21 protein-coding genes are annotated in these 24,407 nt (G+C 69.1%); 14 read left to right on the top strand and 7 right to left on the bottom strand.

The window, feature by feature from the left end; translation table 11 throughout:
* Positions 1–1,551: tetratricopeptide repeat protein (locus VP06_RS12975; protein WP_048464192.1), on the bottom strand; the 1,551-nt coding region annotated here is incomplete at its 3' end.
* A 20-nt stretch (positions 1,552–1,571) separates the two neighbouring features.
* Between VP06_RS12975 and VP06_RS33730 the strand changes: the two genes are divergently transcribed.
* Together VP06_RS33730 and purB are read left to right on the top strand one after the other, a co-directional pair.
* Positions 1,572–1,889, top strand: coding sequence for a CU044_2847 family protein (locus VP06_RS33730; protein WP_053081758.1), 318 nt, complete (start codon positions 1,572–1,574; stop codon positions 1,887–1,889).
* Positions 1,890–2,016: 127 nt separating this feature from the next.
* The gene (purB, locus tag VP06_RS12965; protein ID WP_048464191.1) at positions 2,017–3,324 is read left to right on the top strand and encodes an adenylosuccinate lyase; all 1,308 of its coding nucleotides are present in this window, start codon (positions 2,017–2,019) and stop codon (positions 3,322–3,324) included.
* 41 nt (positions 3,325–3,365) lie between these two features.
* Here purB and VP06_RS12960 read toward each other — a convergent pair whose 3' ends face one another.
* The 3 genes from VP06_RS12960 to VP06_RS12950 form a co-directional block, all read right to left on the bottom strand.
* The gene (locus VP06_RS12960; protein ID WP_053081756.1) at positions 3,366–4,112 is read right to left on the bottom strand and encodes a peptidoglycan-binding protein; all 747 of its coding nucleotides are present in this window, start codon (positions 4,110–4,112) and stop codon (positions 3,366–3,368) included.
* A gap of 313 nt (positions 4,113–4,425) precedes the next feature.
* Complete coding sequence (locus VP06_RS12955; RefSeq protein WP_048464189.1) at positions 4,426–6,264, bottom strand: sensor histidine kinase; 1,839 nt, start codon at positions 6,262–6,264, stop codon at positions 4,426–4,428.
* A 200-nt stretch (positions 6,265–6,464) separates the two neighbouring features.
* Positions 6,465–6,695, bottom strand: a complete 231-nt coding sequence (locus tag VP06_RS12950) for a heavy-metal-associated domain-containing protein (RefSeq protein WP_048464188.1) — start codon at positions 6,693–6,695, stop codon at positions 6,465–6,467.
* 196 nt (positions 6,696–6,891) lie between these two features.
* Here VP06_RS12950 and VP06_RS12945 point away from each other — a divergent pair, with 196 nt between their 5' ends.
* The 3 genes from VP06_RS12945 (at position 6,892) to VP06_RS12935 (ending at position 11,369) form a co-directional block, all read left to right on the top strand.
* Entirely contained in the window at positions 6,892–8,490 is a 1,599-nt protein-coding gene (locus VP06_RS12945) for an EAL domain-containing protein (protein WP_048464187.1), read from the top strand.
* Positions 8,491–8,684: 194 nt separating this feature from the next.
* Complete coding sequence (gene ade, locus VP06_RS12940) at positions 8,685–10,361, top strand: adenine deaminase (RefSeq protein ID WP_048464186.1); 1,677 nt, start codon at positions 8,685–8,687, stop codon at positions 10,359–10,361.
* Between the two features lie 102 nt (positions 10,362–10,463).
* Positions 10,464–11,369: a TIGR01459 family HAD-type hydrolase gene (locus tag VP06_RS12935; protein WP_048464185.1), complete on the top strand. Its 906-nt coding sequence runs from the start codon at positions 10,464–10,466 to the stop codon at positions 11,367–11,369.
* Positions 11,370–11,434: 65 nt separating this feature from the next.
* Here VP06_RS12935 and VP06_RS12930 read toward each other — a convergent pair whose 3' ends face one another.
* Both VP06_RS12930 and VP06_RS12925 read right to left on the bottom strand, forming a co-directional pair.
* Positions 11,435–11,965, bottom strand: a complete 531-nt coding sequence (locus VP06_RS12930; protein WP_048464184.1) for a protein phosphatase CheZ — start codon at positions 11,963–11,965, stop codon at positions 11,435–11,437.
* 267 nt (positions 11,966–12,232) lie between these two features.
* A complete protein-coding gene (locus VP06_RS12925) occupies positions 12,233–12,616 on the bottom strand; it encodes a response regulator (RefSeq protein ID WP_048464183.1) in 384 nt (127 codons plus the stop codon).
* Between the two features lie 344 nt (positions 12,617–12,960).
* Between VP06_RS12925 and VP06_RS12920 the strand changes: the two genes are divergently transcribed.
* From VP06_RS12920 to VP06_RS36265, 6 genes are all read left to right on the top strand, one after another.
* Entirely contained in the window at positions 12,961–13,956 is a 996-nt protein-coding gene (locus VP06_RS12920) for a bifunctional riboflavin kinase/FAD synthetase (RefSeq protein ID WP_048464182.1), read from the top strand.
* Between the two features lie 552 nt (positions 13,957–14,508).
* Positions 14,509–17,481, top strand: a complete 2,973-nt coding sequence (gene ileS / locus VP06_RS12915) for an isoleucine--tRNA ligase (RefSeq protein ID WP_197093196.1) — start codon at positions 14,509–14,511, stop codon at positions 17,479–17,481.
* A gap of 9 nt (positions 17,482–17,490) precedes the next feature.
* Positions 17,491–17,988, top strand: coding sequence for a signal peptidase II (lspA, locus tag VP06_RS12910; protein ID WP_048464180.1), 498 nt, complete (start codon positions 17,491–17,493; stop codon positions 17,986–17,988).
* A gap of 312 nt (positions 17,989–18,300) precedes the next feature.
* Complete coding sequence (locus tag VP06_RS36275) at positions 18,301–18,966, top strand: hypothetical protein (RefSeq protein ID WP_156295574.1); 666 nt, start codon at positions 18,301–18,303, stop codon at positions 18,964–18,966.
* Positions 18,967–18,980: 14 nt separating this feature from the next.
* Positions 18,981–19,607, top strand: coding sequence for a hypothetical protein (locus tag VP06_RS36270; protein WP_156295573.1), 627 nt, complete (start codon positions 18,981–18,983; stop codon positions 19,605–19,607).
* Positions 19,608–19,635: 28 nt separating this feature from the next.
* Positions 19,636–19,974, top strand: coding sequence for a hypothetical protein (locus tag VP06_RS36265; protein ID WP_156295572.1), 339 nt, complete (start codon positions 19,636–19,638; stop codon positions 19,972–19,974).
* Positions 19,975–20,063: 89 nt separating this feature from the next.
* On the opposite strand, the gene VP06_RS12905 is transcribed toward VP06_RS36265, so the two are convergent.
* Positions 20,064–20,273, bottom strand: coding sequence for a hypothetical protein (locus tag VP06_RS12905; protein WP_048464179.1), 210 nt, complete (start codon positions 20,271–20,273; stop codon positions 20,064–20,066).
* A gap of 305 nt (positions 20,274–20,578) precedes the next feature.
* On the opposite strand from VP06_RS12905, the gene VP06_RS12900 reads away from it, so the two are divergent.
* The 3 genes from VP06_RS12900 (at position 20,579) to VP06_RS12890 (ending at position 24,396) form a co-directional block, all read left to right on the top strand.
* Complete coding sequence (locus VP06_RS12900) at positions 20,579–21,235, top strand: hypothetical protein (protein WP_048464178.1); 657 nt, start codon at positions 20,579–20,581, stop codon at positions 21,233–21,235.
* A gap of 424 nt (positions 21,236–21,659) precedes the next feature.
* Positions 21,660–23,015, top strand: a complete 1,356-nt coding sequence (locus VP06_RS12895; protein WP_245291161.1) for a M16 family metallopeptidase — start codon at positions 21,660–21,662, stop codon at positions 23,013–23,015.
* 82 nt (positions 23,016–23,097) lie between these two features.
* The gene (locus tag VP06_RS12890; RefSeq protein ID WP_048464176.1) at positions 23,098–24,396 is read left to right on the top strand and encodes a M16 family metallopeptidase; all 1,299 of its coding nucleotides are present in this window, start codon (positions 23,098–23,100) and stop codon (positions 24,394–24,396) included.
* The last annotated feature ends 11 nt before the right edge of the window (positions 24,397–24,407 follow it).

The following is a 24,407-nucleotide window of genomic DNA, read 5'->3' as shown; positions in this document are numbered from 1 at the left end:
GGTCCAGCTACGGGCGATGGCCAGCCCGGACTGGTACGCCGCCAGGGCTCCCGCCCCATCACCCTGCGACACCAGAACGTCGCCGATCCGATCGTGACTGATCGACAGATCGCGCTGCCACTGCGTGTTGGCAGGATCGCGCTGGGCGAGGCTCAGGGCGATGGCCAGCCCGGACTGGTACGCCGCCAGGGCTCCCGCCCCATCACCCTGCGACACCAGAACGTCGCCGATCCGATCGTGACTGATCGACAGATCGCGCTGCCACTCCGTGTTGGCAGGATCGCGCTGGGCGAGGCTCAGGGCGATGGCCAGACCGGACTGGTACGCCGCCAGGGCTCCCGCCCCATCACCCTGCGACACCAGAACGTCGCCGATCCGGTTGTGACACACCGAAATCGCACGCTCGTCCTTGGCTGCCACCGCGGCAGACTGAGCGCGGCGATAGGCGCTCTGCGCCTCCTCGCTGTGGCCCAGCAAGATCTGGATATCGCCGATCTCGATCCAGGCCGATATGTCCGACCCGTCGATCCGAGCGATCTCTTCGAGCGTCGCCAGCCTGCCGGCATGATCGAACACGATGCGCTGCACCTCGGCCTGCTCCTTCAGGAGCGGAAGCAGGCGCCGCGCCCGCGCCTCGTTCTCCTCGGCGATGCGCGCGTTGAGGACGCTCAGGGCTTCGCTCGGCTTGAAATCCTGAACCAGGCTCCGCGAGCGCTCGACCGTGGTGGTGATATCGATGTCGTTCGAGGCGGCCAGCGGTTCGCGGCCGTGGGCCTGGGACGCCTCAATGAACTCCCGCAGCAGCCTCGGAATGTCGGCGACAGCGACATCCTGGGCGCCGAGCCTTGCGAGAATGTCTTGCAAGTAAGCGACGGGAATGTGCCGCTCCGTCGCGACCGGAACAGCCTGGAGTGCGATGAGATGATCCCGGACCACCGTCCCGGGCACCACATGGGCCTCGTGCAGATGCGTCTTGCCGGCATTGGCCCCGAGCATCGACAGGCTCAGGATCCCGGCGAGTTGTTGGCCCTGGACGAGGAAGACCGGCGAGCCGCTCGAACCGCGCTCCAGCCAGAACCCCGTCGGATTCGAGCCGGTGAACTGGCGCAGCCCGTTGGAGCTGGTTGCGACGGCGAGCGTCCCGTCGATCGTCACCTCGCCGATACCCGCGATCGCGCCCGAGGGCTGGCCGGGCAGCCCCGCATAGGCCGTCGCCGGGCCGGTCTCCCAGATCGCGCCGGTCGCGGCTTGCAGGGCGACCACGTCGCGCGGCACGGCGCTCGGGGAGAGGAGCACGAGATCCGGCCGGCGCCCGGGCTTGGCGTCACAGGCGCTCGCCAGGGCGCCGACGATCGGCGGGTCACCGCCGTCGACGTCATGCGGGAAGACGATCTCCACCCGATCGGACACGACGGTCCCGTCCGTCTCCGTCGCCATCCGCCAGACGTGACGGCATGTCGCGACGTAGCCGCCCTCGACGAACGCGCCGCAGCCCGTGAAAGTGCGGCGCGGATGGGTCGCGTAGATGTAGACGAGGCTCTTCTGAATCATCGAGCGGCGGAGATCCAATCATGACGGCCCGGATGATAGTCGAGTTGCCGGACGGGCACCATGTCCTGATCGGCGAGCCCGAGGGCGGGGCGATGGGGGAGATCGGCCTCGCCGACGACGTCGCGCGCAAGACCAAGGAGCAGTTCAAGGCGGCGCTCGGCGCGCTGGCCGGCCTGGTGAAGACGATGGAGGAGACGGTCGGCGCCCTGCCGAACCGGCCGGACGGCATCACGATGGAGTTCGGCGCCTCGCTCACCGGCGAATGCGACCTGTGGATCGTCTCGGGCGACACCAAGGCCGAGTTCAAGGTCACGCTGACCTGGGGCAAGGGCAAGTAAACGGAGCAAGGGCAAGTCCGACGCGGGTGGGCGGCGCGGGCCGCCCCTTCCCCTTCCTTGCCTTCTCGCCCCGCATCCCATAGCCGTCGCGGCATCCCGACCCCGCCCGTGTGCAGGAGCCCCGACGATGATCCCCCGCTACAGCCGGCCCGAGATGACGGCGATCTGGTCGCCGGAGACGCGCTTCCGGATCTGGTTCGAGATCGAGGCCCATGCCACCACGGCGCTGGCCGAACTCGGAATCGTGCCGAAGGAGGCCGCCGAGACGGTGTGGGAGAAGGGCCGCGACGCGGTGTTCGACGTGGCGCGGATCGACGAGATCGAGCGCGTCACCAAGCACGACGTGATCGCCTTCCTGACCCATCTCGCCGAGATCGTCGGGCCGGAGGCGCGCTTCGTCCACCAGGGCATGACCTCGTCGGACGTGCTCGACACCTGCCTCAACGTGCAGCTCGTCCGCGCCGCCGACCTGCTCATCGCCGACATCGACGGGCTGCTGGCCGCGCTCAAGCGCCGGGCCTTCGAGCACAAGCTCACCCCGACCATCGGCCGCTCCCACGGCATCCATGCCGAGCCGGTCACCTTCGGGCTCAAGCTCGCCCAGGCCCATGCCGAGTTCGAGCGCGCCCGCGCCCGCCTGGTGGCGGCCCGCGCCGAGGTCGCGACCTGCGCCATCTCGGGGGCGGTCGGCACCTTCGCCAATATCGACCCGCGGGTGGAAGAGTACGTCGCCGAGAAGATGGGGCTGACGCCGGAGCCGGTCTCGACCCAGGTCATCCCGCGCGACCGCCACGCGATGTTCTTCGCGGTGCTCGGCGTCGTCGCCTCGTCGGTCGAGCGGCTGGCGATCGAGGTGCGCCACTTGCAGCGCACCGAGGTGCTGGAGGCGGAGGAATACTTCTCCGAGGGTCAGAAGGGCTCCTCGGCGATGCCGCACAAGCGCAACCCGGTGCTGACCGAGAACCTGACCGGCCTCGCCCGCATGGTCCGGTCCTATGCGCTCCCGGCGATGGAGAACGTGGCGCTCTGGCACGAGCGCGACATCTCCCACTCCTCGGTCGAGCGGATGATCGGCCCGGACGCCACCGTGACCCTCGACTTCGCGCTCGCCCGCCTCACCGGCGTCATCGACAAGCTGCTCGTCTATCCCGAGCAGATGCAGCGCAACCTCGACCGGCTCGGCGGCCTCGTCCATTCGCAACGGGTGCTGCTGGCGCTGACCCAGGCCGGGGTGTCGCGCGAGGACGCCTATCGGCTGGTGCAGCGCAACGCGATGCCGGTCTGGCGCGGCGAGGGCGACTTCCTCACCCTGCTCCAGGCCGACCAGGAGGTCACCGCGGCGCTCAAGCCCGAGGCGATCGCCGCGTGCTTCGACCTCGGCTACCACCTCAAGCACGTCGACACGATCTTCCGGCGCGTCTTCGGCACGGCGTGAGGGGAACGCCGGGCGCCGCGCCAGCCTCGTCGACCTCCGCGCTAATCCGGCTTGAGGCCGGAGCGCGCCTCGAGTTCCTGCATCGTCCGGCGCGCCACGATGGCGCCGGGCAGGCGGCGCTCGCGCTCGAAGCGGGCGAGCGCCGCGCGGGTGCTCGGGCCGGCGATGCCGTCGACGGTGAGCGGGCCGTAGCCGAGCTTGATCAGGGCCCGCTGCGCATAAGCCACCGCCTTGTCGGGCTTCGCCCCGGGAACCGGCGCGGCATGGAGCGCCGACGTCTTGACGGGCTCTTTGACGGGCTCCGCGGCCCTCGCCTCCCGGACCGGCGCGGCGACCGTCTTGCCGGCGGCTTCCGTCGCGGACGTCTCCCGGGCCGGCCTGTCCTTCGCGGCCGTCTCCTTGGCGGGCACTTCCCTGGGCGGAGCCGGTCTCGCGACCTTCGCCGGCGCGGTCCGCGGGGTGACCGAGGCGGTGGTCTGGTCCTCGCTCCGGATCAGCGCGCCGATCCCGTCCGGCTTCGCGGAGCGCGGGGCGGCATCGCTGGACGCTCGTGATGCCGTCTCGGCCGCGGCGGGCGCCGTCTCCGCCCGGTCCGTCGCGGGCGGCGCGGCCGTGTCGGCGGGGGGGGCCTTGGCGAACAGGGGCGCCGGATGGCGCCCGGTCTGGAAGCTGAGGGCGTTCGCCGCCACCGCCGCCACCGCCCCGAGGGCGAGCAGGCCGCCGACGATGCCGGCGGGATGGCGCATGAGCCGGTCGACCCGCCCCCGCAGGCGGTCGATCGGGCCCATGGGACGTGGGACGCTCCGGGGTGCACGCGGCCCCCGGGGTGCCGCCCGCGGGCGGGGCGCCGGGCGCATCTCGGCGGTCAGCGCCACATCGAGATCGGGTCGCCGGGCTGCCGCCTCGACGGGCTTCCGGGCCGGCGCCTCGGACATCGCGTCTCCCTCCGGCTTCGATCGATCCGTCCGGCCGCGGTCCGCCGTCGAGCGGTCGTCCTTGGACCGGTCGTCCTTGGACCGGTCACCGTTGGACCGGTCACCCTTGGATCTGTCACCCTTGGCGCGGACCAGGGACGGCGTGGTCGGGGGCTGCTCGCTCACGTCAGCCCGTCAGCCGCATGGTGGCGGGCGCCTCGTCGACGAAGCTGCGCGCGAGGGTGCCGGTGCGGATCGGCGCCGGGCCGCCCGGGACGGCGCGGCCGCTCCGGCAATCGAGCGGCAGGGTCACGACGACCCGCGTGCCGCAGGACGGGCTGCTCTCGACGGCCAGCTCGCCGTGATGCAGGCCGACGAGGCCGCGCACCACCGAGAGCCCGAGGCCGGTGCCCTCGTGCGGGCGGCCATAGGCCGCGCCGACGCCGAGCCTGGCCTGGAAGAACGGATCGCCGAGGCGCGGCAGGTCGGCCTCGGCGATGCCGATGCCGGTATCGACCACCGCCATCTCGACCCGGTCGAAGACCCGGCGCACCGACAGGACCACGTCGCCGCCGCGCGGCGTGAACTTCACGGCATTCGACAGAAGGTTGATCAGCATCTGCCGGCAGGCGCGGGCATCCGCCGTCACGTCCGGCAGGTCGGCGGCGATCTCGCGGCGCAGGCGCACGCCGCCCTGGTCGGCGCGGATCTGCATCAGGTCGCAGATGCCGCGGGCGAGACCCGCGAGGTCGAACGGCTCGGGCGCGTAGTCGAAGTTGCCGCTCTGGATCCGCGACATGTCGAGGAGAGCGTTGACCACCTCGAGCAGGTGTCGGCCCGAGGAATGGATGATCCCGGCATATTCCCGCCGCCGCTCGGGACCGAGCGCCAGGGTCGATTCGGATTCCAGCATCTCCGAGAACCCGATGATGGCGTTGAGCGGCGTGCGCAGCTCGTGGCTCACGGTGGCGAGGAAGCGGCTCTTGACCTCGTCGGCGCGCTCGGCCGCGGCCCTGGCCTGGTCGAGTTCCTCGGCGCGGCGCTTGTGCTCCGAGACGTCGCGGGTCACCGCCACCACGGCGGCCTCCCCGGCCGCCGGCCGCAGCGCGCCCGGCACCCGGTGGGCCCGCATCTCGGCCCAGATCACCCGGCCGGGCTCGCCCGGCCCGCCGGCGGCATGCAGGCGGAACTGCACCGTCACCGGCTGGGCCTGGACGGCGGCGTCGCTCAGGGCGGTCAGGAAAGCCGGCCGGTCGGAGACGTGGACACGGTTGAACAGGCCGCGGCCCTCCAGGACATCCGGCGTCGTCCCGGCCAGCGACCGGGCGGCGGGGCTCGCCTTCAGCACGCTGCCGTTGCGGTCGTGCCAGGTCACGAGGTCGTCGATGGCGTCGAGCAGCAGCGCGTCGCGCAAGGTCGCGGCTTGCAGGCGGTCGCTCCAGCGGCCCTCGCGGCGGCGATGCTCGATCGAGAGGGCCAGCACGTGGCAGATCGCCGTGATGGCGAAGACCGGCATCGCCAACGCCGCCGGCCAGGCAAAGAAGCCGAAGCCCGAGGCCGGCTCGATCACCGCGACGGCCAAGGCCCCCAGCATCGCGAGCGCGGCCGCCAGGAGGGCGGCGCGGTGCGAGCCGGCAAGGAGCGCCTCGACCGGGATCATCACCAGCCACATCGTGGCCGCCGAGGTCGGCCCGCCGGTGAGGCTCGCCAGGCAGACGACGAGGCCGGTCAGCCCCGCCGACGACAGGCCATGGGCGAGCGTGAGATTGCCGGTGCGCGCCAGCAACAGGGCCGCGACGACCGGGAGCATCAGGCAGGCCGCCGCCGCCGCCTCGACCAGCGTCGGGACACCGCGCCAGAGGAGGTAGGGCGGCAGCATCGCCATCAGCACGGCGCCGGTCGCGAGCCGGGAGATCAGGAACCGCTCGTGGCGGGTCCGCTCGGCCGGGTCGCCCGCGGCGGAATCATGGACGAGGCCCGTCAGCCGGGCATCGATCAGGGACGCAAAGGCACTGTTGATACGCACACCGCCACGCCAGCGCGGGAGACCTCGCGGCCCCGGCGCCCCTACACTGCGAACTGTCAAAACCCTCGCAGAGCCGGCTTAAACGAACGTTAGAGCGCGCCGGAGCCGTGCTTCTTGTCCCCCGGTGGCTCCGGCACGAGGGCAATCCTCGCGGATCATGCGGTCCAGCGCCGCTCTCCGCGCCTGCTATCCGGCCCCTGCTATCCGGTCATGGCCTCGGCCTCGTAGCCGGCACGGCCGAGCGCCCGGGCCACGTCGAGCGCCTGGGCCTGCGTGACGACCGCGAGCCGGCCGGCCTCCAGGTCCACGCTGACCTGCGCGGCCGGGTCGAGGCGCTGCACCGCCCGCGTCACCGCGGCGACGCAGCCCTGGCACGTCATGCCCTCGACCTTCATCAGAAGTTCCATCCGCGCACCAGATCGATCCGTCATCGTGTCTCACCCTTCCGCAGCACCGCACCAGGGCCGCACAAGCCATCTCGGGTAGTGCGGCATTGCGGACAAGGGCCCGTGAAAACCGTGGGCAGCCCCCAGGGGCGTCTTGCGGGCATTCGGCACCTCGGCGACAACCGGGACAGGCTGGATGGCGCGGAACCAGTCCTGTCCTCGGCGCGTAAGAGGAATCGCGATGGCCCTCGACACCGGCCGGCGCGCCGGCGGGTCGTCGGTGAGCCGGATTGCCTTCAGCCTCTCCTGTCTCGTGGCGAGCGGGCTCTGCCTTGCCGTCGCCTTCCTGTTCGCGCCCCTCGTCGGGGCCGTGGCCGGGGCCGCCCTCTCGGCCGCGGCGCTCGGCGGACTGGCGGCGGCCGTCGCCTGGCGCCGTGCCGGCCGCCTCGCCCGCGAGATCGAGACACTGTCGGGGGAGATCGACCTTCTGTCGCGCCGCCTGCTGACGCTTGAGCAGCGGGAGGCCCCGGCTGCGCCGACGTCGACGGCGGAAAGCGGCCTGTCCGAGGTCACGGCGGAGATCGGCCTGCTCGGCGGCATCGTGCGCGAGCTGGCGATGGCGGTGGCGGCGCAGGACGAGGATCTGGCGCGCCTGAAGAGCGCCCCTGCCGCCTTTGCCCCCCCGGTCGCACCGGCGCCCGTCCAGGCTCCGCCGCCGGTCCATGCGCCGCCCCCTCCGGCTCAGGCGCCACCGGCGCGGGCCGCCTCTGTGCCGTATCCGCCGGCAGCCCCCTATGCGGCGTCTCCGATGCCGTCCGCTGCGGCGCGACAGCCCTACGCCGCGGCCCCCGCCTTTGCGCCGCCGCACGCCCCCGCCTTTGCGCCGCCTCAGGCCGCGCAACCCTGGCCGGACGAGCCCGCGGCCGCGCCGGCTCATGCGCCGTCGGCGCCCTGGGCCACCGACCCGATCCTGCCGCGGGAGGCTGCCCCGGCGCCGCGCCGTCCCTTCGTGCCCGAGCCCGCCGTCGAGCCCTGGCCGGAAGCCGAGATCCTCGCCGCCCTGAACGACGGCCTCGAGATCCACCTGCAACCGATCGTCAGCCTGCCGCAGCGGAAGGTGGCGTTCTACGAGGCGCTGGCGCGTCTGCGCGTCGGCGAGACCCTGCTGTCGCCGGCCGAATTCGTGCGGGTGCTGGAACGGCACGGGCGCACCACCGAACTCGACCGTCTGATGCTCGCCCGCGTGACGGCGATTGGTCAGCACCTCGCCTCCCGCGGCAGCGAGACGCCGGTGGCCTATTCCCTGTCGCCGGGCTCGCTGTTCGAGCCGGGCTTCCTGCGAGCGGTCGGCCGGCTGATCGACCTGCATCCCGAACTGGCCGGCCGGCTGATCCTGGCGCTGCCGCAGCGGAGCTGGCGCAGCCTCGACGCCGAGCAGGCGAGCGCGCTCCGCTCCTTGCGCGAGCGGATCGGCCTGGCGGTCGACCGGGTGGTGGATCCGCGCCTCGATGCCGCGACTCTGGCGGCCCGCGGGGCGAGCTACGCCAAGGTCGGCGTCGACACGCTGCTCAGCGAGCACGGCGCCGACCTCGCGCTTGCCCTCGCCCGGTCCGGGATCCGGCTGGTGGCGGAAGGCGTCGAGCGTGAGGCCGACGTGCCCGACCTGATCGACCTCGACCTGCCGCTGGCGCAGGGAACGGTGTTCTCGCCGCCCCGCGTGGTACGGCCCGAGGTGCTTTCGCCTCCCTCCGCGCCGGAGCCCGAGCCGACCCCGCCGGCCGACGATCCGCAGCCGCCGGTGCGGCGCGCCTTCCGGGACGTGCTGCGCCGAGCGGTCTGAAGCCTCTCGCGGCACAGCGGATGACGGTGCGGTCGCGGTCGTCTCGCCGTCGGCCCACGCCGACGTCGCGTCGGCGGGGCGCTGCGCCGCTCGCTCGGCGTCGGGATGGGTCTCAGATTGGGGTCGCAAAACCGGTGACCGGTTTTGCGGAATCTGGTTAGCATCCGGGACGCTGGCAGCAAAAAAGGCCCTCGATGTCGGACATCATCGCCCGCCGGATCGCCCAAGGGGCAGGACGCGAACCCGCCGATCTGGTGATCCGCGGCGCCCGGCTCCTCGACCTCGTCACCGGCGCGCTGGTGGAGACCGACATTGCGGTCTGCGGCGACACGGTGGTGGGAACCTATGGCCGCTACGAGGGCGCGCAGGTGATCGAGGCGGAGGGGCGCATCGCCGTTCCGGGCTTCATCGACACCCATCTCCACATCGAATCCTCGCTCATCACGCCGCACGAATTCGACCGCTGCGTGCTGCCGCACGGGGTCACCACGGCGATCTGGGACCCGCACGAACTCGCCAACGTGCTGGGCAAGGCCGCCTTCGATTACGCGCTCGCGGCCTCGGGCGAGACCGTGATGGACATCCGCGTCCAGCTCTCCTCCTGCGTACCGGCGACCGACCTCGAAACCTCCGGCGCGCGGATCGAGGCCGCCGACCTCGCGGGCTATCGCGACCATCCGCGATCCCTGGGGCTGGCCGAGTTCATGAACTTTCCCGGCGTGGTCGCGGCCGATCCCGGGTGCCTGGCCAAGCTCGCGGCCTTCGCCGGGCGCCATGTCGACGGCCACGCCCCGCTCCTGTCGGGGAGCGCGCTCAACGCCTATGCGGCGGCCGGCATCCGCACCGACCACGAGGCGACGAGCGCCGACGAGGCGCTGGAGAAGATCCGCAAGGGCATGACGGTGCTGATCCGCGAGGGCTCAGTCTCGAAGGACCTGCACGCCCTCGCCCCGCTCCTCACCGAGCGGACGGCGCCGTTCCTCGCCTTCTGCACCGACGACCGCAACCCCCTCGACATCGCCGAGGAGGGCCATCTCGACCACCTGATCCGCACCGCGATCGCCCTCGGCGTGCCGCCGCTCGCCGCCTACCGGGCCGCCTCGCTCAGCGCCGCCACCGCCTTCGGGCTCACCGACCGCGGCATGATCGCGCCGGGCAAGCGGGCCGACCTCGTGCTTCTCGACGATCTCGAAGCGTGTGCGGTCTCGGCCGTGATTGCGGCCGGCCGCCCCGTCGACGACGCCCTGTTCGCCACACGCTCCATCACGCCGCCGCCGGGCCGCGACAGCGTGCGGGCCGAGCCGGTGGCGGGAGACGACCTCGCCGTCGCGCTGCCGGCGGGCGAAACCTCGGTGATCGGCGTGGTCCCGGGCCGGATCATCACCGAGCACCGGCGCCTGACGCTCTCCGGCATGCCGGATCTCGCTCAGGACGTGGCGATGGTGGCGGTGGTGGCGCGCCACGGCACGCGCAGCATCGGCCGCGGCTTCGTGCAGGGTTTCGGGCTGAAGCGCGGCGCCATCGCCTCCTCGGTCGGGCATGACAGCCACAATCTCTGCGTCGTCGGCGCCGATCCCGACGCGATGGCGCGGGCGGTCAATCGGCTGATCGACCGGCAAGGCGGCTTCGTGGTGGCGGACGAGACCGGCATCCTGGCCGAACTGGCCCTGCCGATCGCCGGCCTGATGAGCGATTGGACCTTCGAGGCGGTGCGCGACGCCCTGCCGGCCCTGCGCGAGGCCGCCCGCCAGCTGGGCTGCACCCTCCCCGAGCCGTTCTTGCAGGTCGCCTTCCTGCCGCTGCCGGTGATCCCGCACCTGAAGATCACCGATCGCGGCCTCGTCGACGTCGACAGGATGGCGTTCCTGTAAACGATTTCAGTTCGGTTCGAACCAGACGTTGCGTTCGGGGCGAACCGGCTTTAAGCCCGGGAGGACTTTCTGCTGCGATGCAGCAAGAGCGAGGCGGGCGAGATGGCCGAGATGATCCGCGCAGCGCATCCGGGCGAGGTGGCGATCCTGGACGGGATCGCCGATCTCGCGCCCGGCATCGACCTGATCCTCTGCGACGTCTGGGGCGTGCTGCATGACGGCATCCATGCCCACCGGGGGGCGGGCGAGGCGCTGACGCGCTTCCGCGCCCTGCCGGGGGCGCGGCCCCGCCGGGTGGTGCTGGTCTCGAACGCGCCCCGGCCCGGCAGCGCCGTGCAGGCGCAGCTCGACGGGTTCGGCGTGCCCCGCACCGCCTACGACGCCATCGTCACCTCGGGCGATCTCACCCGCCGGCTGATGGCGGAGCGGGCCTCCGCGCCGATGCATCATCTCGGGCCCGACCGCGACCTGCCGCTCTTCGACGACCTCGACCTCGCTCGCGGCGGGCCGGACACCGCCGCCCACGTGGTCGTCACCGGTCTCCTGGACGACGAGACCGAGACGGCGGCGGATTACCGCGGCCTGCTCGAACCCTGGGCGGCCCGCGGCGTGACCCTGATCTGCGCCAATCCCGACCTGGTGGTGGAGCGCGGCGAGCGGCTGATCCCCTGTGCGGGCGCCGTCGCGGCGCTCTACGAGGAGATGGGCGGCACGGTGGTCTATGCCGGCAAGCCGCACGCCCCGGTCTACGAGGCGGCGCTGGCGACGGCGGAAGCCCTCGGCGACGGCGCTCCCCTCCCCCGGGACCGGGTACTCGCCGTCGGCGACGCGATCCGCACCGACATCGCCGGCGCGCGGGCCTTCGGCATCGCCTCCCTGCTGGTGGCGCGCGGCATCCATGCCGAGGAACTCGGCGTCGCGTCGGGCGCGCCGATCGGCGACATCGCCCATTGGCTCGAGGCGCAGGCGGTGCACCCGGACGGCGTCATCGACCTGCTGCGCTGGTAGCCACGACGACTATCTGGGCGCGGCGGGGCCGCTTCCCGGGTCTCGGTGCGTGACCGGTTTGCCGGTCACGAAAACAGGGCGTCGATCGCGTCCTGCGGCGTCGCCGGCCCCTTGAGCTGCGGGCCGTTCAGCAACAGCTTCTCGGCACGGGCCTTGCGCCGGGCCTCTTCCGGGTCCTGCTCGGCCTCGCCGTCGCGCACGTTCACGACCGTGGAGAAATGCGACAGGCGCTTCTCGAGCTGGCCCAGGGCGTCCACCACCTTGGAGATGCGCTGGCCGGTAATGTCCTGGAAGGTGCAGGCTTCGAAGATGTCGCCGATATGGGCTTCGACCTGGCTGCGGTACTCGTCGAGGGTCCTGGCCTTGATCGCCAGAATCGCCTCGGACGATTCCATGATCCGGTTGGTCGCACTCGCGGTGGCGGCGACGACGCTGCCCAGTTCGTCATGCGCCATCGGGATGCGGTCGCGGGTGAGTTCCTGGGCCCTGAGCGCGGCGATGCCCCGCTTGAGCTTGGTGATGTAGTCGGCAATTTCGAGCAGCTCATTCACCGGGAGCGCCTGGCCCGCCGGTTCGGGCTTGGTCGCACGACCCACGGGTTCCTGGCCTCCCAGAAATCGACTCAGAGCGGATCGCGGTCCCGCCGTCATCTGCCTGAGCACGTGATCCCTCCCCGCGCGTGCGCTGTTGTCGGATCGGCTGTCCCGGGATTGGTCGTTCCGGGTGCAGGTCTTCGGCCAGCGTGAACCCTCGGCCTCGGCGTCGAAGCCCGTCGCCCCGGCGCGGGACGCGCGGCCGGCCTTCCGGCCTGGCCGCCCGATTCCGCACCCGAGAGACGCCGCCCCATCACCGAGCCGGCGGCATCACGCGCCGCAGACCGCCTCGATCTTCGACTTCAGCGTCTGGGCATTGAACGGCTTCACGATGTAGTTGTTCACGCCGGCCTTCTTCGCCGCGATGACGTTCTCGGTCTTCGACTCGGCGGTGACCATGATGAACGGCGTGGTGCGCAGGGCGTCGTCGGCCCGGACGTGGCGCAGCAGCTCGTAGCCGGTCATCGGCTCCATGTTCCAGTCGGAGATGACCAGACCATACTTCTTGGTCTTCAGCTTCGCCAGGGCGCCGGTGCCGTCCGAGGCATCGTCGACGTCTTCGAAGCCGAGCTGCTTCAGGAGGTTGCGGATGATGCGAACCATCGTCTGGTAATCGTCCACGACGAGGATCGGCATGCCGAGGTCAAGGGCCATGGCTTACGGCTCCGTTCGCGGGCGCGACGCATCCCCGTGCGCGACGAACCCCGCTTGGATCATCAGGGGAAGCGCCGGGTGGCGCTTCTGCTCTAAGCTTCTAAATCCGCCCCCCTTGCGAAGGGGTTAATCGGCCGGACGGTGCCGGGACCCTTTCACGGCCGCTCCCCGGACCCGCCCCCGTCCGGCCTCCTCTTCTTCAAGAGCCGCTTGAAAAAGAGCCTTCGAGAAGGGCTTTTCGGACGCGCGTCTCGGCAGCCCCAGGCGGCTTGACCCACGGGGCGGATTTCGACAGGGTCCGGCCGCCTTCGCAGAGCCTCTTCTTCATCAGCCAAGGACCCTTGATGCCGCGCGACGAGACTGCCCCGCGCCCCGTCGCGTCGCCTTTCCCGGTCCACCGCGACGGCGAGCCGGTGCCGGCGCGCCTGCGCGGTGCGGTCGCGGCTCTGGGCAATTTCGACGGCCTCCACCAAGGCCACCGCGCCCTGATCGCGGCCGTGCGGGAGATGGCCGCCTCCCTCGACCGGCCGAGCGCCGTGCTCACCTTCGAGCCGCATCCCCGCGCCTTCTTCTCCCCCGGCGCGGCGATGTTCCGCCTCACCGGCGAGGGCGAGAAGCTGGCGGTCCTGCGGCGGCTCGGCATCGACGGCGCCTTCGTGCGCCGCTTCGACGCAGCGTTGGCCGGCACCGGCGCCGCCGCCTTCGTGGCCGACACCCTCAAGGGCGAACTCGGCCTGTCCGGCGTGGTGATCGGGCACGATTTCCATTTCGGCCGTGGCCGCGAGGGCACGCCCGCGATGCTCGAAGCGCTCTGCGCCGAGAACGGCCTCGCCTGCCGGATCGTGCCGGCGGTGGCGGCGGGCGGCGGCGAGGCGCCGGTCTCGTCGAGCATGATCCGGACGGCCCTCGAAGCGGGCGACATCGCGACGGCCAACCACCTCCTCGGCTATCGCTGGTTCGTCGAGGGCGAGGTGCGCCACGGCGACAAGCGCGGCCGCACCCTGGGCTTCCCGACCGCCAACGTCGCGCTCGACGCCTGCGCGCTGGCCCACGGCATCTACGCGGTGCGCGCCCGCTTGGGCGACGGCCGCATCCAGGACGGCGTGGCGAGCTACGGCCGACGCCCGACCTTCGACGACGGCGCCCCGCTCCTCGAAACCTATCTGTTCGACTTTTCCGGCGATCTCTACGGCCAGCGCATCGCGGTCGAGTTCATCGGCTTCATCCGCGGCGAGGCGCGGTTCGACAGTGCCGAGGCCCTGGTGGTGCAGATGCACGCGGACGCGGCCGAGGCGAAGCGGAGGCTGGCGGAGGACCGCACGCCCTCGATGCTGGGGTGACCGGGCGGGGGTGACGGGCAGGTTAGTCGGGGGATGAACCCGCGGACCGGCCGGGTCGCCACCCCCGTCGTGGGGATCGGCGTGAGATGCTGGTCGAGTTGGCTATGGTGTTTATGCGTCACCAACCGGGCGTCGGCGCGACGAACACGCTGGCGCCGCGCAGGGATCGAGCGCCGGGACACCAAGCGGGCTGACATGCCGGAGGTTGCGGGTCGACACGCCGCATCGGGTAGGATCCGCGACCCTGGATTGACGAGCCGGTCAGCGCCGAGAGCCGCCGCCGCGCCGAGGCTGACGCCGCGATAGCAGGCTTCCCATCCTGCTCCGAGGTGCGGGGCCGCCCACCGCATCACCCCGCTTCCCCCGCCCGCTCGCCGCTGCTAGAAGCGCCGGATGATCGAATCGCACCCGCGCTGCGTCGCCCTCCGGCGAATTACGAGCCCGGCTTCCGCCTGAGGGCCGCTCGCGGCCGCGCGGAACGCCGGGTTGCTGCCGTTTCGCTGCGATTCCTCAAGGGCTGCGCGTTGGCGCCCCAGACGAGCCTTGACCCCCATGACCGAGCCAAAACCCGCCGCCGGGCGCGACTATTCCGAGACCCTGTTTCTGCCGGTCACCGAATTCCCGATGCGGGCCGGCCTGCCGCAGCGCGAGCCGGAGATCCTGGAGCGCTGGGCGCGCATCAACCTCTATGCCCGCATCCGCGCGGCGGCGGCCGGGCGGCCGAAATTCGTGCTGCATGACGGCCCGCCCTACGCCAACGGCCACATCCATATCGGCACGGCGCTCAACAAGATCCTCAAGGACATCGTCGTCCGCACGCAAGGCGCCCTCGGGCACGACGCCAACTACGTCCCGGGCTGGGATTGCCACGGCCTGCCGATCGAGTGGAAGATCGAGGAGCAGTACCGCGCCGCCGGCCGCAACAAGGACGAGGTGCCGGTGGTCGAGTTCCGGCGCGAGTGCCGGACCTTCGCCGAGCACTGGCTGTCGGTGCAGCGGGAGGAATTCAAGCGCCTCGGCGTCACCGGCGACTGGGACCACCCCTACCTGACCATGGCGTATCCGGCCGAGGCCGCGATCGCCCGCGAGCTGATGACCTTCGCCACCACGGGCCAGCTCTATCGCGGCTCGAAGCCGGTGATGTGGTCGGTGGTCGAGAAGACCGCGCTCGCCGAGGCCGAGGTCGAGTACGAGGACCACGTCAGCGACACCATCTGGGCCGCCTTCCCGGTCGTCGAGGCGAAGACGGCCCCGGACTTGCACGACGCCCGGATCGTCATCTGGACCACCACCCCCTGGACGATCCCGGCCAACCGGGCCGTCGCCTACTCCAAAAAAGTCTCCTACGGATTGTATCGTGTCGTTGCTGCTTCTCAAGAGAACTGGTCTCAACCTGGTGTTCGTTACGTTGTTGCTGACAAACTGGCGGGCGACGTCTTCAAGGCCGCGCGCGTCGAAACCTTCGAACGACTGAGCGACGTCTCCGCCGACGATCTCGCCGGCCTGACGCTGGCGCATCCCCTCGCCTCCTGGAACGACGGCTACGGCCACGCCGTGCCGATGCTGGAGGGTGAGCACGTCACCGACGAGGCCGGCACCGGCTTCGTCCACACGGCGCCGAGCCACGGCCGCGAGGATTTCGAGGTCTGGATGGCGCATGGCCGCCAGTTGCGTGAGCGCGGCATCGAGACGGCGATCCCCTACACGGTCAATGCCGACGGCGTGCTGACGGAGGCCGCCCCCGGCCTCACCGGCACCCGCGTGCTCGACGAGAAGGGCCAGAAGGGCAATGCCAACAAGGCGGTGATCGCCGCGCTGACGGCGGCGGGCACACTGGTCGGCCGCGGCACGCTCAAGCACAGCTACCCGCATTCCTGGCGCTCGAAGAAGCCGGTCATCTTCCGCAACACGCCGCAATGGTTCATCGCCCTCGACAAGCCGGTGGCGACCCTGAACGGCGCGACCCTGCGCGACGTGGCGCTTCGCGAGATCGCCGTCACCCAATGGGTGCCGCCGCAGGGCCAGAACCGCATCACCGGCATGATCGCCAACCGGCCCGACTGGGTGGTGTCGCGCCAGCGCGCCTGGGGCGTGCCGATCACGGTCTTCGTCCACCGCGAGAGCGGCGAGATCCTGCGCGATGAGACGGTCAATGCCCGCATCCACGCCGCCTTCGCGGCGGAGGGGGCGGATGCCTGGTTCAGCGACGCCGACGGCGCCCGTTTCCTCGCCCCCGAGCACGACCCGGCCCAGTACGAGAAGGTGACCGACGTCCTCGACGTCTGGTTCGATTCCGGCTCGACCCACGCCTTCACGCTCGACGATCCTGAGCAGTTCCCGGGCCTTGCCGACATCCGCCGCCGCCGCGACGGCGGTGACGACACGGTGATGTATCTCGAAGGGTCGGACCAGCATCGCGGCTGGTTCCATTCCTCGCTGCTCGAATCCTGCGGCACCCGCGACCGCGCGCCCTACGACGTGGTGCTGACCCACGGCTTCGTCCTTGACCCCAAGGGCGAGAAGATGTCGAAGTCGAAGGGCAACACCGTCGCGCCGCAGGACGTGATCAAGAACTCGGGCGCCGACATCCTGCGCCTGTGGGTGGCGGCCTCGGACTATACCGACGACCTGCGCATCGGTCCCGAGATCATCAAGACCTTCTCGGAGACCTACCGCAAGCTGCGCAACTCGCTGCGCTGGATGCTGGGCACGCTCGCCCATCACCGGCCCGAGGACCGGGTGGCGCCTGACGACATGCCGGAGCTGGAGCGGTTCATCCTGCATCGTCTGGCCGAGCTGGATGCCGAGATCCGCGACGCCTTCCGCACCTTCGACACCAAGCGGGTGGTGGCGCAGCTCAACGGCTTCATGACCGGCGACCTGTCGTCGTTCTATTTCGACGTGCGCAAGGACGCGCTCTACTGCGATCCGATCTCGTCGCAGACCCGGCGGGCCTCGCTCACCGTGGTGGACGAGGTCTTCAGGCGCGTCACGATCTGGCTCGCCCCGGTCCTCGCCTTCACGGCCGAGGAAGCCTGGCTCGCCCGCACCCCCTCCGAGACTGCTTCAGTCCATACCGAGACTCTGCCGGAGACGCCGGCCGCGTGGCGCGACGATGCGCTCGCCAAGCGCTGGGCCAAGATCCGCCGGGTGCGCCGGGTGGTGACGGGCGCGCTCGAGATCGAGCGCGCGGCCAAGCGCATCGGCGCGAGCCTGGAAGCTGCCCCGACGGTCTTCGTCGCGGATGCGGACCTGCTGGCGAGCCTCGACGGCATCGACTTTTCGGAAATCTGCATCACCTCCGCCATCGCGGTCGAGGCCGGCGAGGGTCCCACGGAGGCGTTCCGGCTCGACGAGGTCAAGGGCGTCGCGGTGGTGCCGGCCCTGGCAGAGGGGCGCAAATGCGCCCGCTCGTGGAAGGTGCTCGGGAGCGTCGGCAGCGATCCGGATTACCCGGACGTGACGCCCCGCGACGCGCAGGCCCTGCGCGAGTGGGACGCGCTCCACTGCAAGGCCGCCGAGTAAGGGGGCGCGATGCGTCCCCTTCCCTTCGGCCTCCTGGTCGCGCTCGTCACCCTGGTCCTCGACCAGGCGACGAAGCTGGGCCTGCTCTTCGTCGCCGATCTCCCCTTGCGCGAGCCGGTGGTCCTCGCGCCGTTCGCGCAGCTGATCGTGGTGTGGAACCGCGGCGTCTCCTACGGGCTGTTCCAGCAGGATTCGGCCCTCGGGCGCTGGGTGCTGGTGGGCGTGTCGCTGGCGGCCTCGGCCGCGCTGTCGGCGTGGATGGCGCGAGCCGGCAGCCGCTGGCTCGCCGGGTCGCTGGGAATGATCGTCGGCGGGGCGATCGGCAACGCCATCGACCGGGCCGCCTACGGGGCGGTGTTCGATTTCGTCCACCTCCATGCCGGTGCCTGGTCCTGGTACGTGTTCAACGTGGCGGATGCCGGGATCGTCTTCGGGGTGGTCGGGCTGCTCTATGACGGGTTGGTGCTGGAGCGCCGCCGCGACCTTCCCACTCCGCCGCCAGCGTGACGAGTCTCCTAGACTATCAACAAGAACCACTTGCCATCGCTGAATGTAGCGCCGCTCTATTTACAGTTTAGTTTTAATTTTTTATATTTATAGATTTTTATTTTCTGAAATTTATCTATTTCTTGTCATATTTTAATTCAAAAGATCAATGTCAATCGCTGTGCTGTTCGGGGTTTTTCGTCGAGAGACGTGCAACATGATTAAACATTTCTTAATTCGCCGATTTTCTCGGGATTGACCTCCAGTCCGGATGCTGTTGTCAGCGACATTATTTGATGCATAGAATGCGGTACGCACCCGCGGAGCGTTATCATGGATAGACGGACTTTCGCCAAAGGGCTCGCGATCGCAATACCTTCTGCTTATATCTGGGTTCCCAAAATCAGCATCGCGAAGCTGAGTGGAGATCCCAGAGAAGCAATCATCACTGCCAGAAAGGTCGTGACAGACAATTGGGAACTCGAAGCCGTCAAATCAGAGACGGTTGCGTCAACGAGTTCCGTTTACGCTCCGGCCATGAAGCCAGTATGGGCAAAGCTGGAAGAAAATAGCTACACGAAAAAAGAAACTTTTTCACGGAGCAAGACCACAAAGCGCAGCATCGCTATGACAGGATCTTTTTCCGACGATTCGAGCGATTATTGCTGCGCCTATTTTAAGAAAAATCAAATCGTTCCGATCGCCTATATATCGACGGTGCCATTCATCATGAAAGGGTATGGCCTGCAAAAGGCCAGGAGAACCCTTTCGTCGTCGAGCACGATTGAATATTTTTACCCTATGGAATACGTGGCGATATTTGACGCGAAGCTTAGGAGAAATCCGACAACGCCTTCGAGGGTGATCGCACAAAAGGCCGTGTGGGTGACGACCTATCGAACGGGATCAGGCAGGGCCGGCAGCGGAACATTCAGGATTACGAGCCGGTCGGAAGGCAAACTCATCTATCACGAAGATTTCGAGTACGATTTTTCATGAGGCAACGGACTCGCATGCGAACATTGCCATGCCTTGCTGCAGGCCTCGCGGCCTCGAATATTGTCTTCGCCTCATGCCAGGCGAGCGAGGTCGGGGCCTATAAGTACAAGCTTGCAATTGACCAGGCTGGCGCCAAGATCGCAGATATACTTGCCTTGACGCCGGCCGACTTGAAATCGCTCGGCGACAATTATGAAAGAACAGAGGATCTAAAAAAATGCCTTGCCCTTGATGCCACTAGCACCAAGTCGATTTTCGCAGACACGAAAGGCAAAGCTGCCGAAATCGTCTTTGTCACGCAAGGAGAAAGATCGGATCTGCGGCTCAACATCGGCAAAGACTGCAAGAGTGTCGTCAGCCTGCCGCCAGTCGCCGCCATCGCAGTGTCGTATCTCGCTGAAGCGATTACAAAGCACGTCGGCTCGACGGACGCCGCGAAGTACATCATACCCGTGGATACGCCCGCCGCCGGGGCACCGGACAATTCCAAGGCCAGCAAGAATGAAACCAAACTTGAATATCGGACGGAATCTGGCCATTTGTCTATCATACTGACGAAATCGCAGAACAAAGGCACATCCGAAGTCCGTGACCAAAATGGGAAAATATTATATAATGAAAAATTCGAATTTCATAATTAAATGCGGATGCATTTTGGTATCTTACCTCATGCTGACCGACGGCGCGATGGCGCATCGATGGAATATGCGCACCTTTCCCGTAGAACGCGGATGGACTGAAGCGTCCTGCGCAACGACTGTTCTCCTGCTCGCGGATCGCATCAACGACACGATGGGCAAGAAGGGCTACACGCGGGGAAAGATCGCTTCGGGCAAACGTGCCGTGCGACTGGACAACATCGGATATCCAGAAGCAAGCATGTACCTCTACTGCTCAGAGGCTTCCATGTACATTTTTACGTCCCACAGTCCGGTCGATGACGATAAATTTTTTAGCGACCTCTACAATACGATGCTGAACGAATTTAAGAAACTTCGAGAGCAGTAGATAAACCATCTATCCTTGCCCGGGCATCTGCGACTCGTATTATGCTTGGCGACACCCGGGAAAGCGCATCATACCCCCCATACATCCAGTCACTCGCGACCGGCTTCGCCGAGACTCAGCTTCGTCAACGACTTCACGTTCTTCAAGCTCATATCGGTGCACGACTGTTCGACGAGCTTGCCGTCACTTTTAACCGTCTCGCACATCTCGACCAGATCCGAATTGCTGATCGGTTGATACTCTGTCAGAACAACGACGCCGGCGACGAGCCCGGCAAGCACGAAATGGCATTTCGACATAGTCATTCTCCTATTTAGCATGATTTTTTCATCGTGGACTCAAATCGCTAAGAATTGGTTATGCCTGATCCGGCAACCATTTCGCCCAAGTGTCGCCTGGTCGATGACGGACACGGCGCGTCGCCGTGCGGCTCTTCGACCGTCCACGGGGATGCGGAGGCGTGATGCTGCATCAGGGCGACAGGGCGGATTTTGAGCAACACACGTGTGGAAAGCCATGTCCTCCCATGGCCACGCCATACCTTCGCCCGAAACCGCCACCACCCAAGCCCATAAATCATGGGGCGGAACAGGCAGGGGCCAGCATGCTCGACAAGCGCACGATTTTCGCCGCGGTGACAGTCGCGGGCGTCGCGGTCTCCGCGGGCGCGCACGCTCAGGAGGGCGTCGCGATGAAGAACGCTCTGTCGTCGATCGGCCTCATCGAGCCCGAGCGGCCGACCATCACCTATCGCGAGCGCGCGCCTCTGGTGCTGCCGCCGAAGATGGACAAGGCCGCCCTGCCGCCGCCGGTCGACCGACGCGCCGTGCGCGAGGCCAACCCGCAATGGCCGACCGACCCGGAGACCGCAGCCCGCGACCGGCGCGCCGCCGAGGACCGCAAGCCGATCACCCGCGGCTATGGCGGCCGGATGAGCGACAACAACGCCACCCTGCCGATCCAGGAGATGCGGGCCGGGCGGCGCGAGGGCGCGGGGCTGGAGACCACGCCGACCTACAAGCCCGGCGACAACAACAAGGACTCGTTCTGGGTCAACCCGCTGCAGCTCCTCGCCGGCAAGAAGGACGAGGATCCCAACCTCCCCGACGTCGAGCCCTCCCGCGATTCGCTGACCGAGCCGCCGACCGGCTACCGCAAGCCGCCGAACGGCAAGCTCGCCCGCACCGATCGCGGCCCGAACGGCATGAAATCGGACCGCGAGGAGGCCGATCCCGGCGCCTATCTGCGCTCGCGCCAGTAACGTTTCCGAGATCGTCGTGAGTTCCACGCCCCGGGCCGCTCCAGCAGCCCGGGGTTTTTCGTGGTCGAGCCCCGCTCATCGCGCCGGGCTGCGGGCAGGAGGCCCCCAGGACAGGGCGGGCGGCAGGAGGGCCAAGCTTCAGATGAATGTCCATTCACGCTCCACTTTGACCGTGACGGGTCCGATCTGCGTCGAGTGCATTTCTGCGCAGTTCTCGGGTCCCCCCTGCCACAAAATGCTCTAGAACAGGGTCTCTAACGGCCAGCGACCCCGGTGGCCGGCCCGCCGGCCGGCTCGGACGCCGCGCCGCTGGCCCGTGACTCGCATGAGCCGCAAGCCTCTCTTAAGTGAGCCGGTTCACGATCCAACACGGGTGGCCTCTCAGGCCGCCCGGCTAAGGTAGATCAGGATGTCCCCAATCAGGATGCGCCCCACCCCCGGCCTCGCCAGCCCCGTCAGCGCCACCCTGCGCACCGACGCGGCGCCCTTCGGCCGAGCGGAGGCGGGCGGTCCCGAAGTGGCGTCCTTCGTCCTCGACAACGGCCTCGACGTGGTGGTGGTGCCCGATCACCGCGCCCCGGTCGTCACCCACATGGTGTGGTATCGCAACGGCTCGGCCGATGATCCGCTCGGTCAGTCCGGCATCGCCCACTTCCTCGAGCACCTGATGTTCAAGGGCACCGAGACCCACCCGGTCGGCGCCTTCTCGAAGGCGGTGTCGAGCTTGGGCGGCCAGGAGAACGCCTTCACGTCGTTCGACTACACGGCGTATTTCCAGCGCGTCGCCCGCGAGAACCTCAAGACCATGATGAGCTTCGAGGCGGACCGGATGACCGGCCTGATCCTCGACGACGCCGTGGTGGCCCCCGAGCGCGACGTGGTGCTGGAGGAGCGCCGGATGCGGGTCGAGACCGACCCGTCGGCCCAGCTCTCCGAGGCGATGGCGGCCTCGCTCTTCGTGCACCATCCCTACGGCATCCCGATCATCGGCTGGATGCACGAGATCGAGGAGCTGAACCGCAGCCACGCCCTCGACTATTACCGCCGCTTCTACACCCCGGAGAACGCCATTCTGGTGGTCGCCGGCGACGTGACCGCCGACGAGGTCCGGCGGCTCGCCGACGACACCTATGGCGTGGTGGCGCCGCGCGGCGCCCGGCCGCAACGGGTGCGGCCGCGGGAGCCGGAGCCGCGGGCGGCGCGCCGCCTCAGCGTCGCCGACCCGAAGGTCGAGCAGCCGACCCTCCAGCGGCTCTATCTCACCCCGTCCTGCATGACCGCCCGCGACGGCGAGAGCCACGCCCTCGAGCTGCTCGCCGAGGTGCTGGGCGGCGGGCCGACCTCCTACCTCTACCGCAGCCTGGTGCTGGAGCAGGGCGTCGCGGTGAATGCCGGCGCCTGGTACATGGGCTCGGCGATCGACGACACCCGCTTCTCGGTCTACGCCGTCCCGGCGGAGGGCGTGAGCCTGGAGGCGCTGGAGGAGGCCCTCGACCGGGCGCTCGCCCGCGCCCCCTCCGAGGCGCTGTCCGCCACCGCGATCGAGCGGGCCAAGACCCGGCTGGTCGCCGAGACGGTCTATTCCTCTGACAGCCAATCGTCGCTGGCCCGCATCTTCGGTTCGGCGCTCGCTATCGGCGAGAGCATCGAGGAGGTGCGGCGCTGGCCCTCCGAGATCGAGGCGATCCAGGCCACCCGCCTCGCGGCCGTCGCCGAGCGCTACCTGGTGCCGGCCCGGTCGGTGACCGGCTATCTGATCAAGGGCCCGGCCTCGGCCTGATTCCCGCCTCCTGACACCGCCCGGGGCGCCATCGCGCCGCCGGGCGGTCCCGTATCGATCGCCACGACAACAAGAGGTCCTCATGACCCCGGCCGACGCCGTCTCCCGCACTGCCGCCGCCGCTTCGTCCTCCTCACCGGCCCAGGCGCGCCCGATCCTCTCGGCCCGCGGCATCGAGGCCTGGCACGTGCCGTCGCCGGTCGTCCCGCTGATCGCGCTGGCCTTCACCTTCGAGGGCGGCGCCGCGCAGGATCCCGAGGGCAAGTCCGGTACCGCCCAGATGCTCGCCCGTCTCCTCGACGAGGGCGCCGGGCCGCACGATTCCGACGCTTTCCAGGAGCGGCTCGCCGCCCGCGCCATCGAGCTGAGCTTCCATGCCGGGCCGGACGCCATCGGCGGCTCGCTCAAGATGCTGGTCAAGCACGCCGACGAGGCGATCGCGCTGCTCGCCCTGGCGCTCGCCCAGCCCCGCTTCGACCCCGCGGCGATCGAGCGCGTGCGGGGCCAGATGCTGGCCGGCCTGCGCTACCAGCAGAACGACCCCGGCGTGATGGCCTCGCGCCGCTTCTTCGCCGAAGCCTATCCGGGCCATCCCTACGGCCGGCCCTCCTCGGGCACGATCGAGAGCGTGTCGTCGATCACCCGCGACGACCTCGTGGCGATGCATCGCCGGCTGATCGCCCGCGGCCGGGTCAAGGTGGCGGCGGTCGGCGCCATTGGCGAGGAGGCGCTGCTGCGCGCCCTCGACGACGCCTTCGGCGCCCTGCCGGAGGGCGGGGAGCTGGCCGTGGTGCCGGCGACCGCGATCACCGGCCTCGGCCGGCGCATCGTCGTCGATCTCGACGTGCCGCAATCGGTGCTGCGGTTCGGCACCGACGGCGTGCCGTGGCGCGATCCCGACTTCATCCCGGCCTACGTGCTCAACCACATTCTGGGCGGCGGCGCCTTCACGTCGCGGCTGTTCCAGGAGGTGCGCGAGAAGCGCGGCCTCGCCTATTCGGTCGGGACCTCGCTGGTGAGCCACCGCGCCGCCTCGATGACCTGGGGCTACACCGCGACCAAGAACGAGCGCGTCGCCGAGTGCCTGGCGGTCATCGCCGACGAGATCGCCCGCCTGACCGGTGACGGCCCCTCCGACGACGAGTTGCAGAAGGCCAAGGACTACCTGACCGGCTCCTACGCGCTCGGCTTCGACACCTCGACCAAGATTGCCCACCAACTGGTGCAGATCGCCTTCGAGGGCCTCGGCATCGACTACATCGCCCGCCGCAACGGCCTGATCGGCGCGGTGACGCAGGCCGATATCCGCCGCGCCGCCGCCCGGACGCTCGGTGACGGCAAGCTGCTGGTGGTGGCGGCCGGGCGGCCGACGGCGATGTGAGGTCGTGGGGC

This window comes from Methylobacterium aquaticum (assembly GCF_001043915.1).
Classification (GTDB): domain Bacteria; phylum Pseudomonadota; class Alphaproteobacteria; order Rhizobiales; family Beijerinckiaceae; genus Methylobacterium; species Methylobacterium aquaticum.
The sequence above is the reverse complement of the archived record's forward strand: the minus strand, read 5'-3'. Positions and strand labels throughout refer to the sequence as shown.